This is a genomic window from Variovorax sp. AB1(2024), assembly GCF_037482385.2.
Classification (GTDB): domain Bacteria; phylum Pseudomonadota; class Gammaproteobacteria; order Burkholderiales; family Burkholderiaceae_C; genus Variovorax.
The window spans coordinates 4,322,418-4,337,572 of sequence record NZ_JBBHKP020000001.1 but is presented as its reverse complement, the minus strand read 5'-3'; the positions used below and the strand labels follow the sequence as shown (position 1 = coordinate 4,337,572).

The following is a 15,155-nucleotide window of genomic DNA, read 5'->3' as shown; positions in this document are numbered from 1 at the left end:
GTCACGCCCGAGGTCCGCGCGACTTTGCGACGCCGAAACCCACGATCACGGCCGCGCAAACAAAGGCCAGCAGCGCCAGCCACACCGACCTGGTGAACCCGTAAGTGCCCAGCGCCACGCCTGCCGCGACAAAGATGCCGAGCCATTCGAGCACGGCGTCGAGCCAGCTCCTGGGCCTGGACGCTGGCTGCGCGGCCTGTGGCGCGACTGGCTCCCGCCTCGGCTTCTTCCTGTCAACCTGCGGAAACTGGCCTTTCAGTTCCTCCGTGGGCCAGGACCCCGCATCGGTCGAGCCCGCGCCCGACAACAGCCATACCGGGTTCGCGCCGTATGCCGACAAGTCTTTCGCCAGCTGCTTCATCTCGCCACTCGCGGTATCGGGCGTGTCGATGGCCGCCAGATCGGCGCGCAGCCATTTCTCGGCTTCGGCGGCGTCGGGCAACCCACTGGTCCGCAGCAGCAGATGGTCCGCGAAATCATGCGCGATCAGTTCCGCAAAGCCGTCGTAAATGGGCCGGTAACGCTCGCCGACTGCCGCCAGGATGGCCTCGCGCCGGCTTGCCAATCGCGCCAATGCTGTTCGCTTGTCGGTCACGAGATAGGGGTACGTGGCCTCCGCGCCGAAATGTTCCAGGCATTCCGCGCGGTCCGCGGCGGCGGCTTCATCGTCGATGTCGTATTCGTCGATGAACCGCGCATGCCGGATGTCGTCCGCGCCGAAGAGCGCGCGCCAGAACAGCGGGAAGAACGCATTGGCTTCCAGTTCGCCGCCGTGACCGAAGAAGCCGCGCCATTCGTTGCGGCTGCCCTCGGGCATGCGAGGCAGGGCGGAACTGGACAGGAAGACGGGATGCGACATGGATTCCTTCCGGCGCGGCGGCACAAGGCTGCGTAGATTACTTTCTTGTCACCGGCCCGTCAGGCTATACGTGGATGGGCTTCCTACAGTGCGGCGCGGGCGGACATTTCGTTCATCCGTTCACGGCAAGGCAACGCAAGAGAAGGAAAGCCATGGTTCGCATCAGACTCCACATTCCCGCCATCGCGGCGCTGCTCGCATTGGCGGCCACCGGCGCCGCCGCATCGGGCACGCATGCAGGCGGCCACGACGCCGCCGCCGACAGCGCCATCGGCAAGCCCGGCGTGGCCGGGAAATCGGTTCGAACGATCCATGTCGACATGACCGACAACATGCGCTTCACCCCGTCCGACATCAGTGTGAAGCAGGGAGAGACGGTGCGCCTGGTGGTCAGGAACGTGGGTGTCCTGAAGCACGAGCTGGTGCTGGGAACTGGGAAGGACCTGCGCGCGCACTACGAGGCGATGATGAAGAACCCCGAGATGGAGCACGCCGATCCGAACATGGTGACGCTGGCGCCGGGCAAGACCGGCGAGGTGCTCTGGCAGTTCACGCAGGCGGGCAAGGTCGATTTCGGCTGCCTGCAGCCGGGGCACTACGACGCCGGCATGAAGGGCGCGGTGAGCGTGGCGAAGGCTGGCCGCTGACCTTCTGCGTGCCTGCCCGCCCGATCGCCGCTCAGCCGCCAATGGGCGAGCACAGCTCGACCAGCGTGCCGTCGGGGCAGCGCACATAGGAGACCACCTGTCCCCATGGCTTGGAGACGGGCGCGGCCAGTTCGGATGCCCCTGCCGCAATCGCTCGTGCATGCGCTCCCGCGACATCATCGGTGACGAAGCCCAGCTCCATGCCCAGCGGCTTGGCCGAAGCCGATGCAGCAACATGCCCCTGCGGGAAATTCGACTCCGCAAGCTCGTGCGCGGCAAAGGCGAGGGTGGTCTCGCCGGTCGCGAGTTCGCCGTAGGTGTTCGATTCGTGGAGGAACCTGCGCGTGAAGCCGAAGGCCTGTTCGAAGAACTGAAGCGATTGGGCGACGTCGGGAACGTAGACGATGGTGTAGCCGAATTTCATGGGTGTCGGATGCGTGAATGCGCGGTCGAGTGAAACAGCCGGCACTCTATCTGGAGTCGATTGGCGGTGTGAGCCGCGAAAGGCCGGGCAGCTCGACCGCCTGGCATCGCCGTATCACCTCGGCGAAGCAGGGCTCGAACACGCGGTTGGCGGCCTCCCACTTGCCGTGTTCCTGCAGGTAGGCGGGCAGAAGTTCGTCCAGTTCGGCCCACACCGCCGATTCGTCGACTGTGAGCAGCCGGCCGTCCTGCGAGACGATCCGCCCGGCCACCATCACGAGTTCGACCGAGCTGCCGTTCTCGCAATAGACCAGCTGTTTTGCGATGTCGTTGCGCGGACGGAAATTGTCGTTGTCCAGGTCCAGCATGACGAGGTCCGCGGCCTTGCCGACTTCGAGCGAACCTGTCACTTCGTCGAGCAGCGCGGTGCGCGCGCCGTCGATGGTGGCCATCTTCAGCACCTCGGCGGCGCGCGGCCATTCGGCGGCGTCGGAGCCCGGGCCGTTGTGCATCAGCGCGGCAAAACGCATCAGGTCGAACACGCGCGCGCTGTCGTTCGACGAGAGGCCGTCGGTGCCCAGCCCGATGCGCACGCCCGCATCCATCAGCGTGCGGATGGGCGACAGCCCCGAGCCCAGCTTGAGGTTGCTCAGCGGGTTGTGCACCACGGTGCAGCCGGCCTCGCCCATGCGCGCGATGTCGGCATCGGTGAGCCAGATGGCGTGCGCCAGGGTGGCGTGGCGGTCGAGGATGCCGATGTCGTGCATGTGCGCCAGCAGCGTCTTGCCGTAGAACATCTGGCCTGCCACGGCCTGCACCTTCGTCTCCAGCAGGTGGGTGTGCAGCGGCACGCCGTGCTGCACCGCCAGCGCGTGGCAGGCCTGCAGCATGTCGACGGTGCAGCGCTGCGGCGCCGAGGGCGTGATGGCGAAGCGCAGGCGGCCATCGGCCTGCCCGTGGAACAGCCGGAACGCCTCCTCGCAATACGCCGTGTAGTCGGCGGCCGTGGCCGGTGCGCCGAATTTCAGCTGCGCGCTCAGGTGCTCGGGAAACAGCTCGTGGCCGAAGGGCGTGGAGTCGAGCACCGGCGTGTTGAGCACCGCGCTCGACACATTGACCCGGATGCCCGCGTCCCGGTATGCGCGGAAGACGATGCCGAGCCGGTCGATGCTGTGGGCCATCGGGTCGAAGAAGTCGTCGCACAGGGTGGTCACGCCGCTTTTCAGCGACTGCATGGCGAGCAGCAGCGTGCGCAGGTACAGCAGGCGGTCTCCGATGGGGCTGCCGCTGAGGTACGTGTAGGCGTACAGCAGCCAGGTCTCCAGCGGCATGCCTTCGTAGCGGCCCTTGAAGAAGGTCTCGCTCGAATGCGTGTGTGCGTTGACGAGGCCCGGCATCAGGAGCTTGCCGCGCGCTTCGACGAGTGTGCAGGCCTGCGGCACGGGCAGGTCGGGGCCGATGGCTTCGATCCTGCCGTCCCGCAGCAGCAGGTCGGCATGCACGGGCTGCGTGCCCTGCGGCCCGGCCAGGGTCAGTACCTCGGCGCCGCGGATCAGGGTGAGGGCTGGCGTGGTCGTCATGTGCCGCCTGCTCAGTCGCGCATCTCGGCCGTGCCCCTGATGGAGCCCAGCCCGCCGCGCAGCTTTGTGCTCAGCCACACGCCGAGGATGGTCGCAAGGTAGGGCAGCGACTGCAGCAGGTCGTTGGAAATGGCGCCGCCATACATCAGCTGGGCGCGGATGCCCAGCGCGGAAACCACCGCGAAGAACAGTGCCGCCCCGGTGGCGCCGAGTGCGCTGCCGGCGCCGAAGATCACCGCCGCGAACGCCATGAAGCCTCGGCCCGCCGTCATGTTCTGCGAGAAGATCTGCAGGCTGCCGCCGGCCAGCTCCGCACCGCCGATGGCGCACAGCACGCCGCCGAGCGCAAGCGCCAGCAGGCGCATGCGCCCCGGGTTCACGCCCACGCTGCGCGCCGCGAACGGGTGCTCGCCCGAGGCCGACATCTGCAGGCCCAGCCGGGTGCGTTCCAGCAGCAGCCACACCAGCCACACCGCCACCGGCATGAACAGCACGAACACCGAGAGGCCGCCGAATGCGCCCAGGTCGACGCTGGTCAGGCTGTTGAGCTTGGGAATGCTGAACGGCGCAGTCACCGTGGCTTCGCTGTCGTACAGCGCCTGGATGGCGAGCGAGGTGCCGCCGAGGCCCAGCCCCGTCAGGCCCAGCCCCGCGATGATCGGGTTGGCCTTGAGCCGCTCGACCACCCACCACAGCAGCGCCGACGCCGCCACGCACAGCCCCGCGGCGATCAGCATGGCCTGGGCGAACGAGCCGGTCTGCACGATGCCGACGATGAGCGCGCAGCTGCCGATGATCATCAGGCCCTCCAGGCCGAGGTTCCAGATGCCCGCGCGCTGCGCCAGCACGCCCGCCAGCGTGACATAGACCAGCGGCGTGCCGGAGATCAGGATGGAGACGAGCGTGTCTGTCATGCGGGCTTTCGGGTCAGGAGCTTGTCCAGCCACTTGGCGCGGGACGTGATGAACAGGGCGATCGTGGCGTTGATGACCTCGATGGCCGCCGCGGGCATGCCGGCCATCACTGGCAGGTAGAGCGCGGCCGATGCCAGCGCACCGAAGAAGAGGGCCGACACTGCGGTGCCGACGATGGTGAGCTGCGCCACCAGCGCGATCAGGATGGCCGTGAAGCCGTGCGCGGGCAGGAAGCCGCTGGCCAGCCGCCCGTTGGGGCCCAGCAGCTCGATGCCGCCGGCCAGCCCGGCCAGCGCGCCGCTCACCAGGAAGCTGAAGAGGCCGATGCGCCCGACCCGCGCACCCTGCCACGACACCATGGTCGGGTTGCGCCCCGCGAGGTTGGCGACGATGCCCAGCGCCGTGCGGTTGGCCAGCAGCCACGACAGCGCGAACACCACCAGCGTGAGCACCACGATCAGCGGCGACACGCCCAGCGAATCGGAGATGCGGTAGGCGTCGGCAATGGGCCGGCTCGATGCCTGCTGTCCCGAGCCCGTCGGGTCCTTCAGCGGCCCGGAGGTCACGTACACCAGCAGCAGGCCTGCCAGGAAGTTGCCCATCAGCGTGGTGATGACCTCGTCGGTGCCCGAGCGCAGGCGCAGCAGGCCCGGCCACATGGCCCACAGCGCGCCGCCCAGCATGCCCGCGACCAGGCAGCAGGCGACGACCAGCCAGGCCGGACCGCCCGCGAACCACTCGGCGGTGAGCGCCGCGAAGATGGAGCCGACATAGAACTGCCCCTGGGCGCCGATGTTGAAGAAGCCCGCGCGGAACGCGATGGCCACGCCGGTGGCGGTGATGAACAGCGGCATGGCCCAGCGCAGGCCCTGGTGCAGGGCCCCGTCGCGCAGGAAGGCGCCGTCGAGGATGCCGGTGAACAGCTCGCCCGCGTCGAGCCCGGCGCCCATGAAGGCCAGCGCGCACAGCAGCAGCGCGAAGCAGACGAAGACCACCACCCGCAGCACGGGCAGCATGCGAGAGGCCGTCATGCGTGTGCTCCCACCATCGCCTGGCCGACCTGCCGCAGGTCGTAGGGCGCGCCGTATTCGCCGACCACCTGCCCGCGCAGCATGACCAGCACGCGGTCGCTGATGTCGAAGAGCTCGTCCAGGTCGGACGAGATGAGGATGATGGCCGCGCCCCGGTCGCGCGCCTGCCGCAGCGCCTTCCACACATAGGCCGTGGCGCCGATGTCTAGGCCGCGCGTGGGCTGCGCCGCGATGATGAGCCGGGCGCTGTCGTCCACTTCGCGCGCGAAGATCACCTTCTGCGCATTGCCGCCGGAGAGCGAGCCCGCGGGCTGGCCGCAGTTGGCGTAGCGCACGTCCCATTGCGCGAGCGCCACGTCGCACTCGGCCTGGAGCTTCTTCGGGCGCACGAACGACAGCAGCCCGCCCTGCAGCAGGCGGCCCATGGACCAGTTCTCCCACAGGCTGCTGTTGAGCGACAGGCCCTCGACGTTGCGCTCGAACGGGATGATGCGCAGGCCCGCGGCGCGCCGCGTGGCGAGGTCGCTGTGCGTCATGTCCTTGCCGCCGAACTCGAGCGTGCCGGACGCGGTGCCGGCCAGCGCCGAGATGGCGCGCACCAGCGTGCGCTGGCCGTTGCCTTCGACGCCGGCGATGCCGATGATCTCGCCGGCGCGCACGTCGAGGCTCACCTCGTTCAGCGCCGCGCCCTCGGCGTCGGGCTGGGTAGAGAGCTTGTGCATGCGCAGCACGGTGGGAGCCGTGAGCCCTTCGGCTGCACGCGGCGGTGCCGCGGCTGCCTGCACCGGTGCCTTGGCGTCGCCCATGATCCATTGGCTCAGTTCGGCCGCGCCGATCGATGCGCATGGCACTGGGCCGGTGACATGCTCGCCGCGGCGCAGCACGCTCACGGTGTCGGCAATGGCCATCATCTCGCGGATCTTGTGCAGGATGAGCACGACGGTCACGCCGCGCTTCTTCAGGATGCGGATGCGCTCGAACAGCGTCTCCACGCCCGCCGGTGCGAGCACCGCCGTGGGTTCGTCCAGGATCAGCACGCGCGCGTCGGTGACCAGCGCACGCGCGATCTCGATGCCCTGCTGCGTCTCGATGGGCAGGTTGCGGATCACTTCGCGCGGGCTGACCGAAAGGCCCAGCCCGTCGAGATGCGCCTGCCAGCGCGCTTCCAGCTGGCGCCTGGTGAACAGTCCGCTGTGCCGCGTGGCGCCGAACTCCATCGCCTGCGCAACGGTGAAAGACGCGGGCAGCGCGAAGCTCTGGTGCACCAGTTCCACGCCGGCCGCGCGCGCGGCGTTCACGTGGCCGGTGCGGATCTCGTGCTCGCCGATTTGCACGCGGCCGTGCGTGGGTTTCACCAGGCCGGAGCAGACGCGGGCGAAGGTGGTCTTGCCCGCGCCGTTCTGGCCGACCACCGCATGGATGCGGCCTTCCTCGAAAGCGATGGACACGTCCGACAGCGCCTTCACGGTGTCGTATTGCACGGTGACGCCGTCGAGCACCAGCGCCGGGCGCGCAGGAGAGGCCCCGCTGTTCGAGGAACTGCTGTTCATGCTGCGGTGGCGAGGGTCAGAGGATGGTGTTGAAAGGCACCTTCAGGGCGCCGCTCAGGATGGCCGCCTGCGCGGTGCGGATCTCGGCCATCACCTTTTCGGCCTTGGCCGCCACGGCCTTGTCGCCTTCCTTCTGGAACAGCGGCGACAGCTCCAGGCCCACCACCCCGGTGCCCAGGCCGGTGTTCAGGTGCGCGCCGCCCTTGCCGTTCTTGAGGATCTTGCTGGCCTCGTCGTAGAGCGACTTGCCGAAGTGCAGGCTGACGATGGAAATCAGCGTCTTCGGACCCTGCGGGTATTGCGCCGGGTCGAGGCAGCTCAGCAGGCGGCCGGGCTTGTCGTTGGCGGCGGCGATGATGCCCGCGTCGGTCGCGGCGGCGTCGGTCTGGATGAAGTCGATGCCGCCGTTGAACATCTGCGTGGCGATCTCGCGGCCCTTCACCGGGTCCTGGAACGAGCCGGCGAAGGCCACCGTGACCGCGGCGTCCTTGCGCACAGACAGCACGCCCGCCTTGAAGGCGTTGTAGTCGGCATTCAGCGGCGGGATCGACATGCCGCCGATGAAGCCGATCTTGCCCGTGGTCGACATGCGCCCCGCGAAGATGCCGGCCAGGTAGGTGCCGAGGTAGTAGTCGTAGGAGACGGTGGTCACGTTCGGGATGGCGGGCTTCATCTCGTCGCCGAACAGCTGCAGCCACTGCGTCTTCGGGTACTTGGGCGCGAGCGCCTTGAAGGGCTCGGTCACTTCGTTGAAGGTCGACACGATGATGGCCGCGCCGGCATCGCCCAGCGTGCGGAAGATGGTCTCGTAGGTCGACGGGTCCTTCGCGTAGATGGCGCGCGTCTGCATGCCCGTTTCCTTGCCCAGCAGCTTGAGCCGCGCAATCATCGCGTCGACCGCGCTGGCGTCGCCCGCAGCCTGCGTGTGCACCAGCGCGATCAGCCCGCCCTTGGCATTCGCGATCAGCGGATAGAGGGCGCTGGCCATGGCGACACCGCCAAGGCCGGCCGCGGCTTTCAGTATCTGCCGCCGGGGCGTGGCGGCGCGGGAGGATGCGTTGCTTGTCATGCGGATGTCTCTCGGGTTGAAGAACTGGCGGACGAAATTGCTGCGGGGAAGAAATGCGCTCAGGGCGTCGGCGAACCGGGGGCGGGGTTCATGATCATCACGTCCTGGCTCTGGATGGCGTCGAGCGCCCACACGCTCTTGATGAATGCCTGCCACTCGGGGTCGGCGTACATGGCGGCGCGGCGGGCCTCGCGGTCGGCAAGGCTGTCGTAGGCCCAGATCAGCACCGAGGTGTGCAGCCGGCCGATCTCGGAGATGTACAGGCCCACGAACTTGTTGAGGTGGCGCTTCTGCACCGGCAGGCCCTCGCGTTCGTACTTCTCGCGCCACTGGTCGATGGTGCCGGGGCGGAAGGTGTAGAGGCGGTGTTCGACGATCATTTTTTTGCTGTGCTCCTGCTGGCCTGGGGTTCGTGCTTCTACTGGCCGGCCAGGATGAATTCGGCGCACTTCTCGCCGATCATGATGGCCGGTGCATTGGTGTTGCCGCTGGAGATGACCGGCATGATCGAGGCGTCGGCCACGCGCAGGCCCTCGATGCCGTGCACCTTGAGCCGGTGGTCGACCACGGCCAGTTCATCGTGGCCCATCTTGCAGGTGCCCACGGGGTGGAAAGTGGTCATGGCGGTGGCGCGCAGCCAGGCGACGAGGTCTTCGTCGCTCTGCTTCCCGGGGCCGGGCGCGATCTCCTTGCCGCGGTAGTCGTCGAATGCGGGCTGCTCGATGATGCGGCGCGTGGCGCGGATCGCATCGACCATGGTCTTGCGGTCGAACTCGGTGTCCAGGTAGTTGGGCTCGATCATCGGCGCGTCGGTCGGGCGGCCCGAGCGCAGCCGGATGCGGCCCTTGCTGTTCGGGTTGACCGGTCCCACGCGCAGGGTGAAGCCGTGCTTGGCCTCGACCGTGCTCTTCCTGAACGGGTTGGGGAAGTACAGGTTGGCCGTCTTCTCCAGCGCGGGCATGAAGTGCAGCTGCACGTCGGGGTTGGCGAGCTCGGGCGAGGTCTTGATGAAGGCGCCGGCCTCGTAGGGGAAGGTGGTGGTGATGCCTTCGCCGAACAGCATGCCCTGCACCACGGAGAACGCGATCTTGTCGAAGCGCAGGTCCTTGTAGAGCGTGACGGGCTGCTTGCACTCATAGGACATGACGCAGTCCACATGGTCCTGCAGGTTGCCGCCCACGCCGGGCAGCGGCTTGAGCACCGCAATGCCGTGCTGCTCCAGCTCTTCCTTCGGGCCGATGCCCGACAGCATGAGCAGGTGCGGCGAGCCGACCACGCCGGCGCAAAGAATCACTTCCTTGCGCGCGCGCACGGTGCGCATCTGGCCGTGCAGCTCGTAGGACACGCCCACGGCCCGGGCCCGCTCCACCAGTACCTTGTGCGTGCGCGCGCGGGTCACGACCTTGAGGTTGCTGCGCTTGAGCGCCGGCCGCAGGAAGGCGAAGGAGGTGGACCAGCGCTTGCCGTTCTTGATGGTGAAGTCGTAGCGGCCGAAGCCGAGCTGGCTGGCGCCATTGAAGTCGTCGTTCAGCGGATAGCCGGCCTGCTGGCCCGCAGCGCAGAACACGTCGAGCAATGCGTTCCAGCCGCGCGCGCGGCACACGGTGAGTTCGCCCTTGGCGTTGTGGAACACGCCGTCGCGCTGGATGTGGCCTTCGGAGCGCTTGAAGGCGGGCAGCACGTCCTTGTACGACCAGCCGGGGTTGCCCATGGCAGCCCAGCCGTCGTAGTCCTGCTTGCCGCCGCGCACGTAGATCATGCCATTGATGGTCGACGTGCCGCCCAGCACCTTGCCGCGCGGCCAGTAGATCTTGCGGCCATTGAGGTTGGGTTCGGGCTCGGTGTGGAAGTGCCAGTTGTAGATGCCCGACTGGAACAGCTTGCCCATCAGCATCGGCAGGCGGAACAGCGGGTTGGAGTCCTTGCCGCCGGCCTCCAGCAGCAGCACGCGCGTGGCGGGGCGCGCACTGAGCCGCGCGGCGAGGGCGCAGCCCGCGGAGCCCGCGCCCACGATGATGTAGTCGTAGTCGTTCTTGTCGTTCATTGGGGTGGTCACCAGTGGATGGGGGTGCTGTCCATCTCGGCCAGATGGGTGTTGCAGAGCACGAAGGGGTTGGGCAGGCCGAGCACGGCGTCCGCGTAGGCGGGGTGCTCGCGCAGGATGCAGGCGACATTGCCGTTGCGGCCCTCGCCGATGCCCGCCGCCGCGAAGGCCTCCGCGGCCGAAGCGCCGAAGCCCATGCAGACCAGCGGCTCGCCGCGCTGCAGCAGGTGGGCCAGCACCGCCTGGATGAGCGGCTTCCACAGCACCAGGTGTCCGTGCGACTGATGCGGGTCGATGGCCACCTGGAAGCGGCTGAGCGTGAAGGAGGTGTTGAGCAGCAGCACGCCGTCTTCGATCCAGCGGTCGCTCAGCCAGTCGGGTGTCTCGAATGGCAGCGCGCCCGATTCGATGTCCGCCAGCGTGCGCGGCCAGTTGGCGAAGCTGCCGCCGTAGCCCGCGTCGCCCGTGCGGGCCTCGGCCAGCATCTGCACCCAGGCGCGGATGCTCTTGGTGAACATCTTGTCGAGCTCGCGCCACCGGGCGACGTTGCCGACCTCGAAGGCGCGGCCGGTGGCGATGTCGATCGAGGGGTAAGGGTCTTGCCCCAGCACCAGGCAGCGCACCTTCGAGGGCATCACGCTGTCGAAGGCCTTGAGCATGTGCGCGCCTGCCGGCATGCCGGGCAGGCGGCGGCCCTTGCGCGCCGGAAAGATGGGTTCCCAGGCTTCCAGCTCGAGTCGAGCGTCCACGCCTTCGAAGTCCAGCCGCACGCCGCCGAGCGCGCTGCGCCATTCATCGGGCAGGTCGTCCTGCCAGTCGAGCAGGGTTTCTTGCAAGGCGGTGCGCAGGGCTTGAGGCATGGCTTACATTCAAACTTCAAAAAAGCTGATCAGTTCGTCAGGAAATTCTAAGTAATAAATTGACGATATAGTCAGATTTTTTTGCTGGTGCTTTCCCGGCCGTCGCGCCGGGCCACCTCTAGAATTTGCTCCGGTCAAAAAAAGCGACTCAAAGCCATGCGCGAAACCAAGACAACACGACCTTCGGCACCCGAGACAACCGCGGACAGGGAGATCAGGGCGGCCAACAAGCGCAAGATCCTCAAGGCCGCCAGCGAGGTGTTCGCGGCCAAGGGCTTCGACGGCGCGCGCATCGCGGAGATCGCCACCGTGGCCGAGTTGCCCAAGGCCAACGTCTACTACTACTACCCCACGAAGGAAGAGCTCTACAGCGCCACCTTCGCGCCGCTGCTGGAGGAATGGGACAGCGCGCTGCGCATCCTCAAGGTGGAGACCGAACCCGCCGTGGCGCTGCGTGCGTACGTGGAAGCCAAGCTCCGGATGGGCCGCAAGAATCCGCTGGAGGCGCGACTGTTCGCCAACGAGGTGGTGCGCGGCGGCACCTTCCTGTCGGCCGCCGACAGGGCGCACATCGCGCAGAGCACGGCCGCCAGCATCGAGGTGCTCGAAGCCTGGATGGCTGCCAAGAAGATCCGCAGGATCGACGCGCGCCATTTCCTCTTCATGCTCTGGGCCTCGACCCAGTTCTATGCCGACTACGAGCCCATCGTGAACGCGGTGCTGCAGGTGAAGAAGCTCACGGCGGTGCACTACGAGCAGGCGCTCGAATGCATCGTGAGCACGGTGTTGGCGGGCGTGCTGCTCGACTGAAAGGGCGTTGCGGGAGGGAGGGGCGGGCGCAGCGATTGTTTCCTTCACACGAACACCGCGGTTCTTTTCGATGCGGTTTTTTATCGGTTCGGCGGCGCAAAATTCTTTCCATGGACCAGCCCTTCAGCTGATCCAGGTGAAAAGAAACCAACCGATTGAAGGACCTCCAAATGACCGCCTCGAAACTCCTCTCCGCCGTCTCTCTCGCTCTGCTGGCCGCTGCCGGCGCTGCCCATGCCGAAAGCTATGACGGCGTGCATCAACTGACTTCCGCCGCGAGCCGCGCCGAGGTCGCCAGCCAGGCCGTCGTGGCCGCGCACAGCGCCAACCCCTATGCCGATGGCGCCAACTCGGGCCCGGTGCAACTGACCGCTTCAGCCACCAGCCGCGCAGCCGTTCGCGCCGAAGCCGTGGCCGCCGCGCACAGTGCCAACCCGTATGCCGACGGCGCTTCGTCGGGCGTGGCGCCTGTGCTGGCTAGCGGCGTCGATCGCGCCACCGTGCGTGCCGCTGCCCGCGCTGCTGCTCGCGGCGACACGCTGCCGCTGTAATCGGTCTGCCTTGACTTGCTTCGCCGCTCCGGCGAAGTCAGTCGAATCAAAAAAAAGAAGCCGGCTCCGCACAAGCGGGGCCGGCTTTTCATGGGCCTTGCGCGCTACCGAATCGGCCGCAATTGATCGTCCGCCATGCCCACCAGCAGGGCCGAACCACTGGGCAGGATGCGGAATTCGCCGTAACGCGCACCTTCGAACTTCTGCGCGTCGCCTTCCTTGAAGAACCATGCGTCGGTGACGAAGACCCAGCTCCCGTCCTTGGCACTGAGCGGTACTTCGATGTCGTCGCTCTGCCGCGGCTCCAGGGCCGATGGCAGATGCAGCGTATAGGCCGACGGCAGCGCCGGATCGGGGCGCACCAGCACGGTCGGCCGCCGGCCACCGCGAGGATGGTCGTCCCGGTCCATTCGATCGGGCAATGCGAAGTTCAGCCGCATGTAGTCGCCCTGCATCAGCGAGCGCGGGTCGACAGGCGCCAGTCGAACGAACACGGGGCGGCCGTCGCGAATGATGTTTTCCTTCTCGAAGATGGCGAAGTTCGCCACGGCCAGCGTGGCGACACCTGCCAGCGCGATGCCGGCGAGCCGCCTGTTCTTCCACCAGCTGCCGGCGTTCTGCGCAACGCTCTCGGCGCCGGCCGCATGCGACATGGCGCGCGTTGCCAGCCAGGCCAGTGCGCCCAGCGCGGCACCGATCAGCACGAGCAGCAGCGCCTTGTCCGCCAGCGACCACGCGAGCAGGTAGTAGAAGCTGCCCACGATCCAGAGCGCGGCCGCGCAGCCGAGGGCGGCGAGCCGCCAGCGTTGCGTCACCGCCAATGCCGCGGTGCAAAGGCAGGCCGCCCCGAGGTTGGGCATGAAGGCGCACAAGACCGCCAGCAGCAGTGCCACGCCCAGGCCCGCCAGCGGCATTTGCCGCAGTGCCGGCCAGCGACTGGCCAACAGCGCGGCCGCACCCAGGGCACACAGCACCGACACCATGTTCCGCGTGCTGCCGAGCAGGTCGAAACCGCTGCCGGCCTGGCCCATTTCGCTTCCTGCGCTGCTGCCTGGAACCACACCACCGAGCATGAACGTGGTGCCCGACAGCAGCACCAGCATCAGCAACAGCTGCGCGCACCAGCCTTCGGCCAGGCTCTCCAGCAGGCTGCCGGTGCGGGCGCCGGGCAACCGCGGCAGCAGCCAGAGCACCGCGAGCCATGCGGCCAGGCCGATGTGCGCCTGAAGCCACCAGGTCCAGCGAAAGCGGCCGGACCAGAACAGGTGATCGAAGGCTTCTTCGCCGCTCGACCATCCCATGACGGCGACGGTGAGGAACACGCCCAGCATCATGCCCAGCAGGCTGCGCAGCCAGTGCAGCGGCGCGAGCGATGCCAGCACGACGCTGGCAGCGCACATGCCCAGCGCGGCGACGGAAACCGACAGGTCGCGAAACAGCGCCCATCCCAGGCAGCACAGGCCCAGCATCACGGCCGGCAGGCAGAGCTGTTCGATGAACAGCGCCAGTCCGCCCTGGCGCAGGATGACGACGCTCACGGCCAGCAGGCCGAGTCCCGATACGTACAGTGCCGGTCCTTCGCGCAGCAGCGCATCGCCGAATGCCAGGCCGATCGCGCCCAGCAGCGGCAGCACGGCGAGCCAGGCTCCCAACGAAGTCAGCAGCAGCACCGCCCCGGGGCGGGAATCCTCGCGCGGCCATTGCGCGTCTTGCGGCAGCAGGCCCTGGGCCGCGGCGCGCCGGATGATCTCGGACGGGGCGATCATGCGGTCGCTCCTTGCTGCCGCGATGCCGCCAATACGGTGCTTTGTCTGCGCATCACCACGGCCACGGACACGGCCAGCAATCCAGCGGCCACCAGCCCGATGAGCAGCAACCGGCCCATGGTGTCGATGCCGCCGCCGTCGAACAGGATGCGAGCCAGGCCGGCGACCAGCAGGGTGTCGACGCAGAGCACGGCGGCGCTCAGGCCGACGATGTCGAACCATTGCCGCTGCATCAGCATGCCGCCGGCACCGCACATCAGCGCCAGGCCCAGAAAATAGTGGGGCGAAACCTCGCTGCGCCAGAGAAGGCCTGCAAGCGAGGTCAGCGTCACGTTCACGGCCAGCGCCAGCATCGCCAGCCGTTGCGACCAGTGCGTTTCGCCGACCCAATGCCGTGCCCACGGGCTCAGCACGGTGATGAGCAGCACGCCCATGCCCCAGCCGACCAGGTGGATCGGCAGGTCGCTGTCGTCGAAGCGCCAGCGGTGGCCTGTGTGCGCATAGGTCCAGAGGCCGATCGCGCTGCATGCCACCGTCGCCCAGGGAAACCACAGCACGTCGCTGCGCACCCCAAGGCACAGCGGCAGGCTGAGAACGGCCCACAGCGCGAACAGCTGCCAGGCATCGGCACCGGTCTGGTAGGTCTGGCCGTATTAGGCGAACAGTGCGCCCGTACCCAGCAGGCACAACAGGCCCATCGGTGTGCGAAGCGTCGCGCTGCGCCATGCGGCCAGCGCCGTCAGCAGCACCCAGCCTTGCAGCAATGCGAACTGCCCGGCGCGGCCCAGCGATCCCCAGTTGGCTGCCACCCACATCGCGATGCCGAAGCCGCCGAGTCCCGCGGCGAGCAGCGCGACGACGCGCCAGAAGCGCTGCGGCAGTTGCGTAGGTTGCGCGTCGAGTTCAGCCAGCGCGAACAGCGCGTGCATGCGTGCCGACGGCAGCCGATGGATGCGGGCCAGTTCGTAGAGTGCGAGTCTGATGTTCATGGACGTGGAGGATGGTTGCCGCTGCCATTCTCCACGTGTCGGTTCCGGCGCCCGCGTGCGCC

Annotated in this window: 15 protein-coding genes and 1 pseudogene; 3 read left to right on the top strand and 13 right to left on the bottom strand. The window is 67.8% G+C overall.

Annotation, left to right across the window (positions count from 1 at the left end):
• Position 1 precedes the first annotated feature (1 nt).
• Complete coding sequence (locus WIX39_RS20325; RefSeq protein ID WP_409195711.1) at positions 2-859, bottom strand: hypothetical protein; 858 nt, start codon at positions 857-859, stop codon at positions 2-4.
• Positions 860-1,011: 152 nt separating this feature from the next.
• On the opposite strand from WIX39_RS20325, the gene WIX39_RS20320 reads away from it, so the two are divergent.
• A complete protein-coding gene (locus WIX39_RS20320; RefSeq protein WP_409195710.1) occupies positions 1,012-1,506 on the top strand; it encodes a cupredoxin domain-containing protein in 495 nt (164 codons plus the stop codon).
• 31 nt (positions 1,507-1,537) lie between these two features.
• On the opposite strand, the gene WIX39_RS20315 is transcribed toward WIX39_RS20320, so the two are convergent.
• Genes WIX39_RS20315 through WIX39_RS20275 form a run of 9 tightly spaced genes read right to left on the bottom strand, consistent with a single transcriptional unit; the run spans position 1,538 to position 10,977 of the window.
• Complete coding sequence (locus WIX39_RS20315; protein WP_409195709.1) at positions 1,538-1,930, bottom strand: VOC family protein; 393 nt, start codon at positions 1,928-1,930, stop codon at positions 1,538-1,540.
• Between the two features lie 46 nt (positions 1,931-1,976).
• A complete protein-coding gene (locus WIX39_RS20310) occupies positions 1,977-3,509 on the bottom strand; it encodes an amidohydrolase family protein (RefSeq protein WP_409195708.1) in 1,533 nt (510 codons plus the stop codon).
• 11 nt (positions 3,510-3,520) lie between these two features.
• Positions 3,521-4,423 (bottom strand): ABC transporter permease, encoded by a 903-nt coding sequence (locus WIX39_RS20305; protein WP_409195707.1) that lies wholly within the window; start codon positions 4,421-4,423, stop codon positions 3,521-3,523.
• On the bottom strand, positions 4,420-5,454 hold the full coding sequence (locus tag WIX39_RS20300; RefSeq protein ID WP_409195706.1) for an ABC transporter permease: 1,035 nt from the start codon (positions 5,452-5,454) through the stop codon (positions 4,420-4,422). The genes WIX39_RS20305 and WIX39_RS20300 overlap by 4 nt, the downstream gene beginning before the upstream one ends.
• Complete coding sequence (locus WIX39_RS20295) at positions 5,451-7,004, bottom strand: ABC transporter ATP-binding protein (RefSeq protein WP_409195705.1); 1,554 nt, start codon at positions 7,002-7,004, stop codon at positions 5,451-5,453. Before WIX39_RS20295 ends, WIX39_RS20300 begins: the two co-directional genes overlap by 4 nt.
• A gap of 16 nt (positions 7,005-7,020) precedes the next feature.
• Positions 7,021-8,073, bottom strand: a complete 1,053-nt coding sequence (locus WIX39_RS20290) for a BMP family ABC transporter substrate-binding protein (RefSeq protein ID WP_106934176.1) — start codon at positions 8,071-8,073, stop codon at positions 7,021-7,023.
• Positions 8,074-8,132: 59 nt separating this feature from the next.
• Complete coding sequence (locus tag WIX39_RS20285) at positions 8,133-8,453, bottom strand: NIPSNAP family protein (RefSeq protein ID WP_081269040.1); 321 nt, start codon at positions 8,451-8,453, stop codon at positions 8,133-8,135.
• 38 nt (positions 8,454-8,491) lie between these two features.
• Positions 8,492-10,117 (bottom strand): GMC family oxidoreductase, encoded by a 1,626-nt coding sequence (locus WIX39_RS20280; RefSeq protein WP_409195704.1) that lies wholly within the window; start codon positions 10,115-10,117, stop codon positions 8,492-8,494.
• Positions 10,118-10,125: 8 nt separating this feature from the next.
• A complete protein-coding gene (locus tag WIX39_RS20275) occupies positions 10,126-10,977 on the bottom strand; it encodes a hypothetical protein (RefSeq protein WP_199851910.1) in 852 nt (283 codons plus the stop codon).
• A gap of 156 nt (positions 10,978-11,133) precedes the next feature.
• On the opposite strand from WIX39_RS20275, the gene WIX39_RS20270 reads away from it, so the two are divergent.
• Both WIX39_RS20270 and WIX39_RS20265 read left to right on the top strand, forming a co-directional pair.
• Complete coding sequence (locus WIX39_RS20270; RefSeq protein WP_106934178.1) at positions 11,134-11,787, top strand: TetR/AcrR family transcriptional regulator; 654 nt, start codon at positions 11,134-11,136, stop codon at positions 11,785-11,787.
• 170 nt (positions 11,788-11,957) lie between these two features.
• The gene (locus WIX39_RS20265) at positions 11,958-12,338 is read left to right on the top strand and encodes a helicase SNF2 (RefSeq protein ID WP_081269037.1); all 381 of its coding nucleotides are present in this window, start codon (positions 11,958-11,960) and stop codon (positions 12,336-12,338) included.
• Between the two features lie 104 nt (positions 12,339-12,442).
• Here the strand turns inward: WIX39_RS20265 and WIX39_RS20260 are convergent, their stop codons facing one another.
• The 3 genes and pseudogenes from WIX39_RS20260 to WIX39_RS20250 all read right to left on the bottom strand — a co-directional run.
• A complete protein-coding gene (locus WIX39_RS20260; RefSeq protein WP_409195703.1) occupies positions 12,443-14,104 on the bottom strand; it encodes a GDYXXLXY domain-containing protein in 1,662 nt (553 codons plus the stop codon).
• Positions 14,101-14,661, bottom strand: a complete 561-nt coding sequence (locus tag WIX39_RS20255; protein ID WP_409196375.1) for a hypothetical protein — start codon at positions 14,659-14,661, stop codon at positions 14,101-14,103. The genes WIX39_RS20260 and WIX39_RS20255 overlap by 4 nt, the downstream gene beginning before the upstream one ends.
• Positions 14,662-14,664: 3 nt before the next feature.
• Positions 14,665-15,093: pseudogene (locus tag WIX39_RS20250) on the bottom strand (DUF2157 domain-containing protein); the annotation flags it as partial.
• Between the last annotated feature and the right edge of the window lie 62 nt (positions 15,094-15,155).

What these genes read in the sequence shown, in the direction of transcription:
- WIX39_RS20305 (WP_409195707.1), bottom strand. Translation starts at nt 4,423, where the DNA reads ATGACAGACACGCTCGTCTCCATCCTGATCTCCGGCACGCCGCTGGTC.
- WIX39_RS20325 (WP_409195711.1), bottom strand. Translation starts at nt 859, where the DNA reads ATGTCGCATCCCGTCTTCCTGTCCAGTTCCGCCCTGCCTCGCATGCCC.
- WIX39_RS20280 (WP_409195704.1), bottom strand. Translation starts at nt 10,117, where the DNA reads ATGAACGACAAGAACGACTACGACTACATCATCGTGGGCGCGGGCTCC.
- WIX39_RS20270 (WP_106934178.1), top strand. Translation starts at nt 11,134, where the DNA reads ATGCGCGAAACCAAGACAACACGACCTTCGGCACCCGAGACAACCGCG.
- WIX39_RS20310 (WP_409195708.1), bottom strand. Translation starts at nt 3,509, where the DNA reads ATGACGACCACGCCAGCCCTCACCCTGATCCGCGGCGCCGAGGTACTG.
- WIX39_RS20320 (WP_409195710.1), top strand. Translation starts at nt 1,012, where the DNA reads ATGGTTCGCATCAGACTCCACATTCCCGCCATCGCGGCGCTGCTCGCA.
- WIX39_RS20260 (WP_409195703.1), bottom strand. Translation starts at nt 14,104, where the DNA reads ATGATCGCCCCGTCCGAGATCATCCGGCGCGCCGCGGCCCAGGGCCTG.
- WIX39_RS20300 (WP_409195706.1), bottom strand. Translation starts at nt 5,454, where the DNA reads ATGACGGCCTCTCGCATGCTGCCCGTGCTGCGGGTGGTGGTCTTCGTC.
- WIX39_RS20275 (WP_199851910.1), bottom strand. Translation starts at nt 10,977, where the DNA reads ATGCCTCAAGCCCTGCGCACCGCCTTGCAAGAAACCCTGCTCGACTGG.
- WIX39_RS20290 (WP_106934176.1), bottom strand. Translation starts at nt 8,073, where the DNA reads ATGACAAGCAACGCATCCTCCCGCGCCGCCACGCCCCGGCGGCAGATA.
- WIX39_RS20315 (WP_409195709.1), bottom strand. Translation starts at nt 1,930, where the DNA reads ATGAAATTCGGCTACACCATCGTCTACGTTCCCGACGTCGCCCAATCG.
- WIX39_RS20265 (WP_081269037.1), top strand. Translation starts at nt 11,958, where the DNA reads ATGACCGCCTCGAAACTCCTCTCCGCCGTCTCTCTCGCTCTGCTGGCC.
- WIX39_RS20295 (WP_409195705.1), bottom strand. Translation starts at nt 7,004, where the DNA reads ATGAACAGCAGTTCCTCGAACAGCGGGGCCTCTCCTGCGCGCCCGGCG.
- WIX39_RS20285 (WP_081269040.1), bottom strand. Translation starts at nt 8,453, where the DNA reads ATGATCGTCGAACACCGCCTCTACACCTTCCGCCCCGGCACCATCGAC.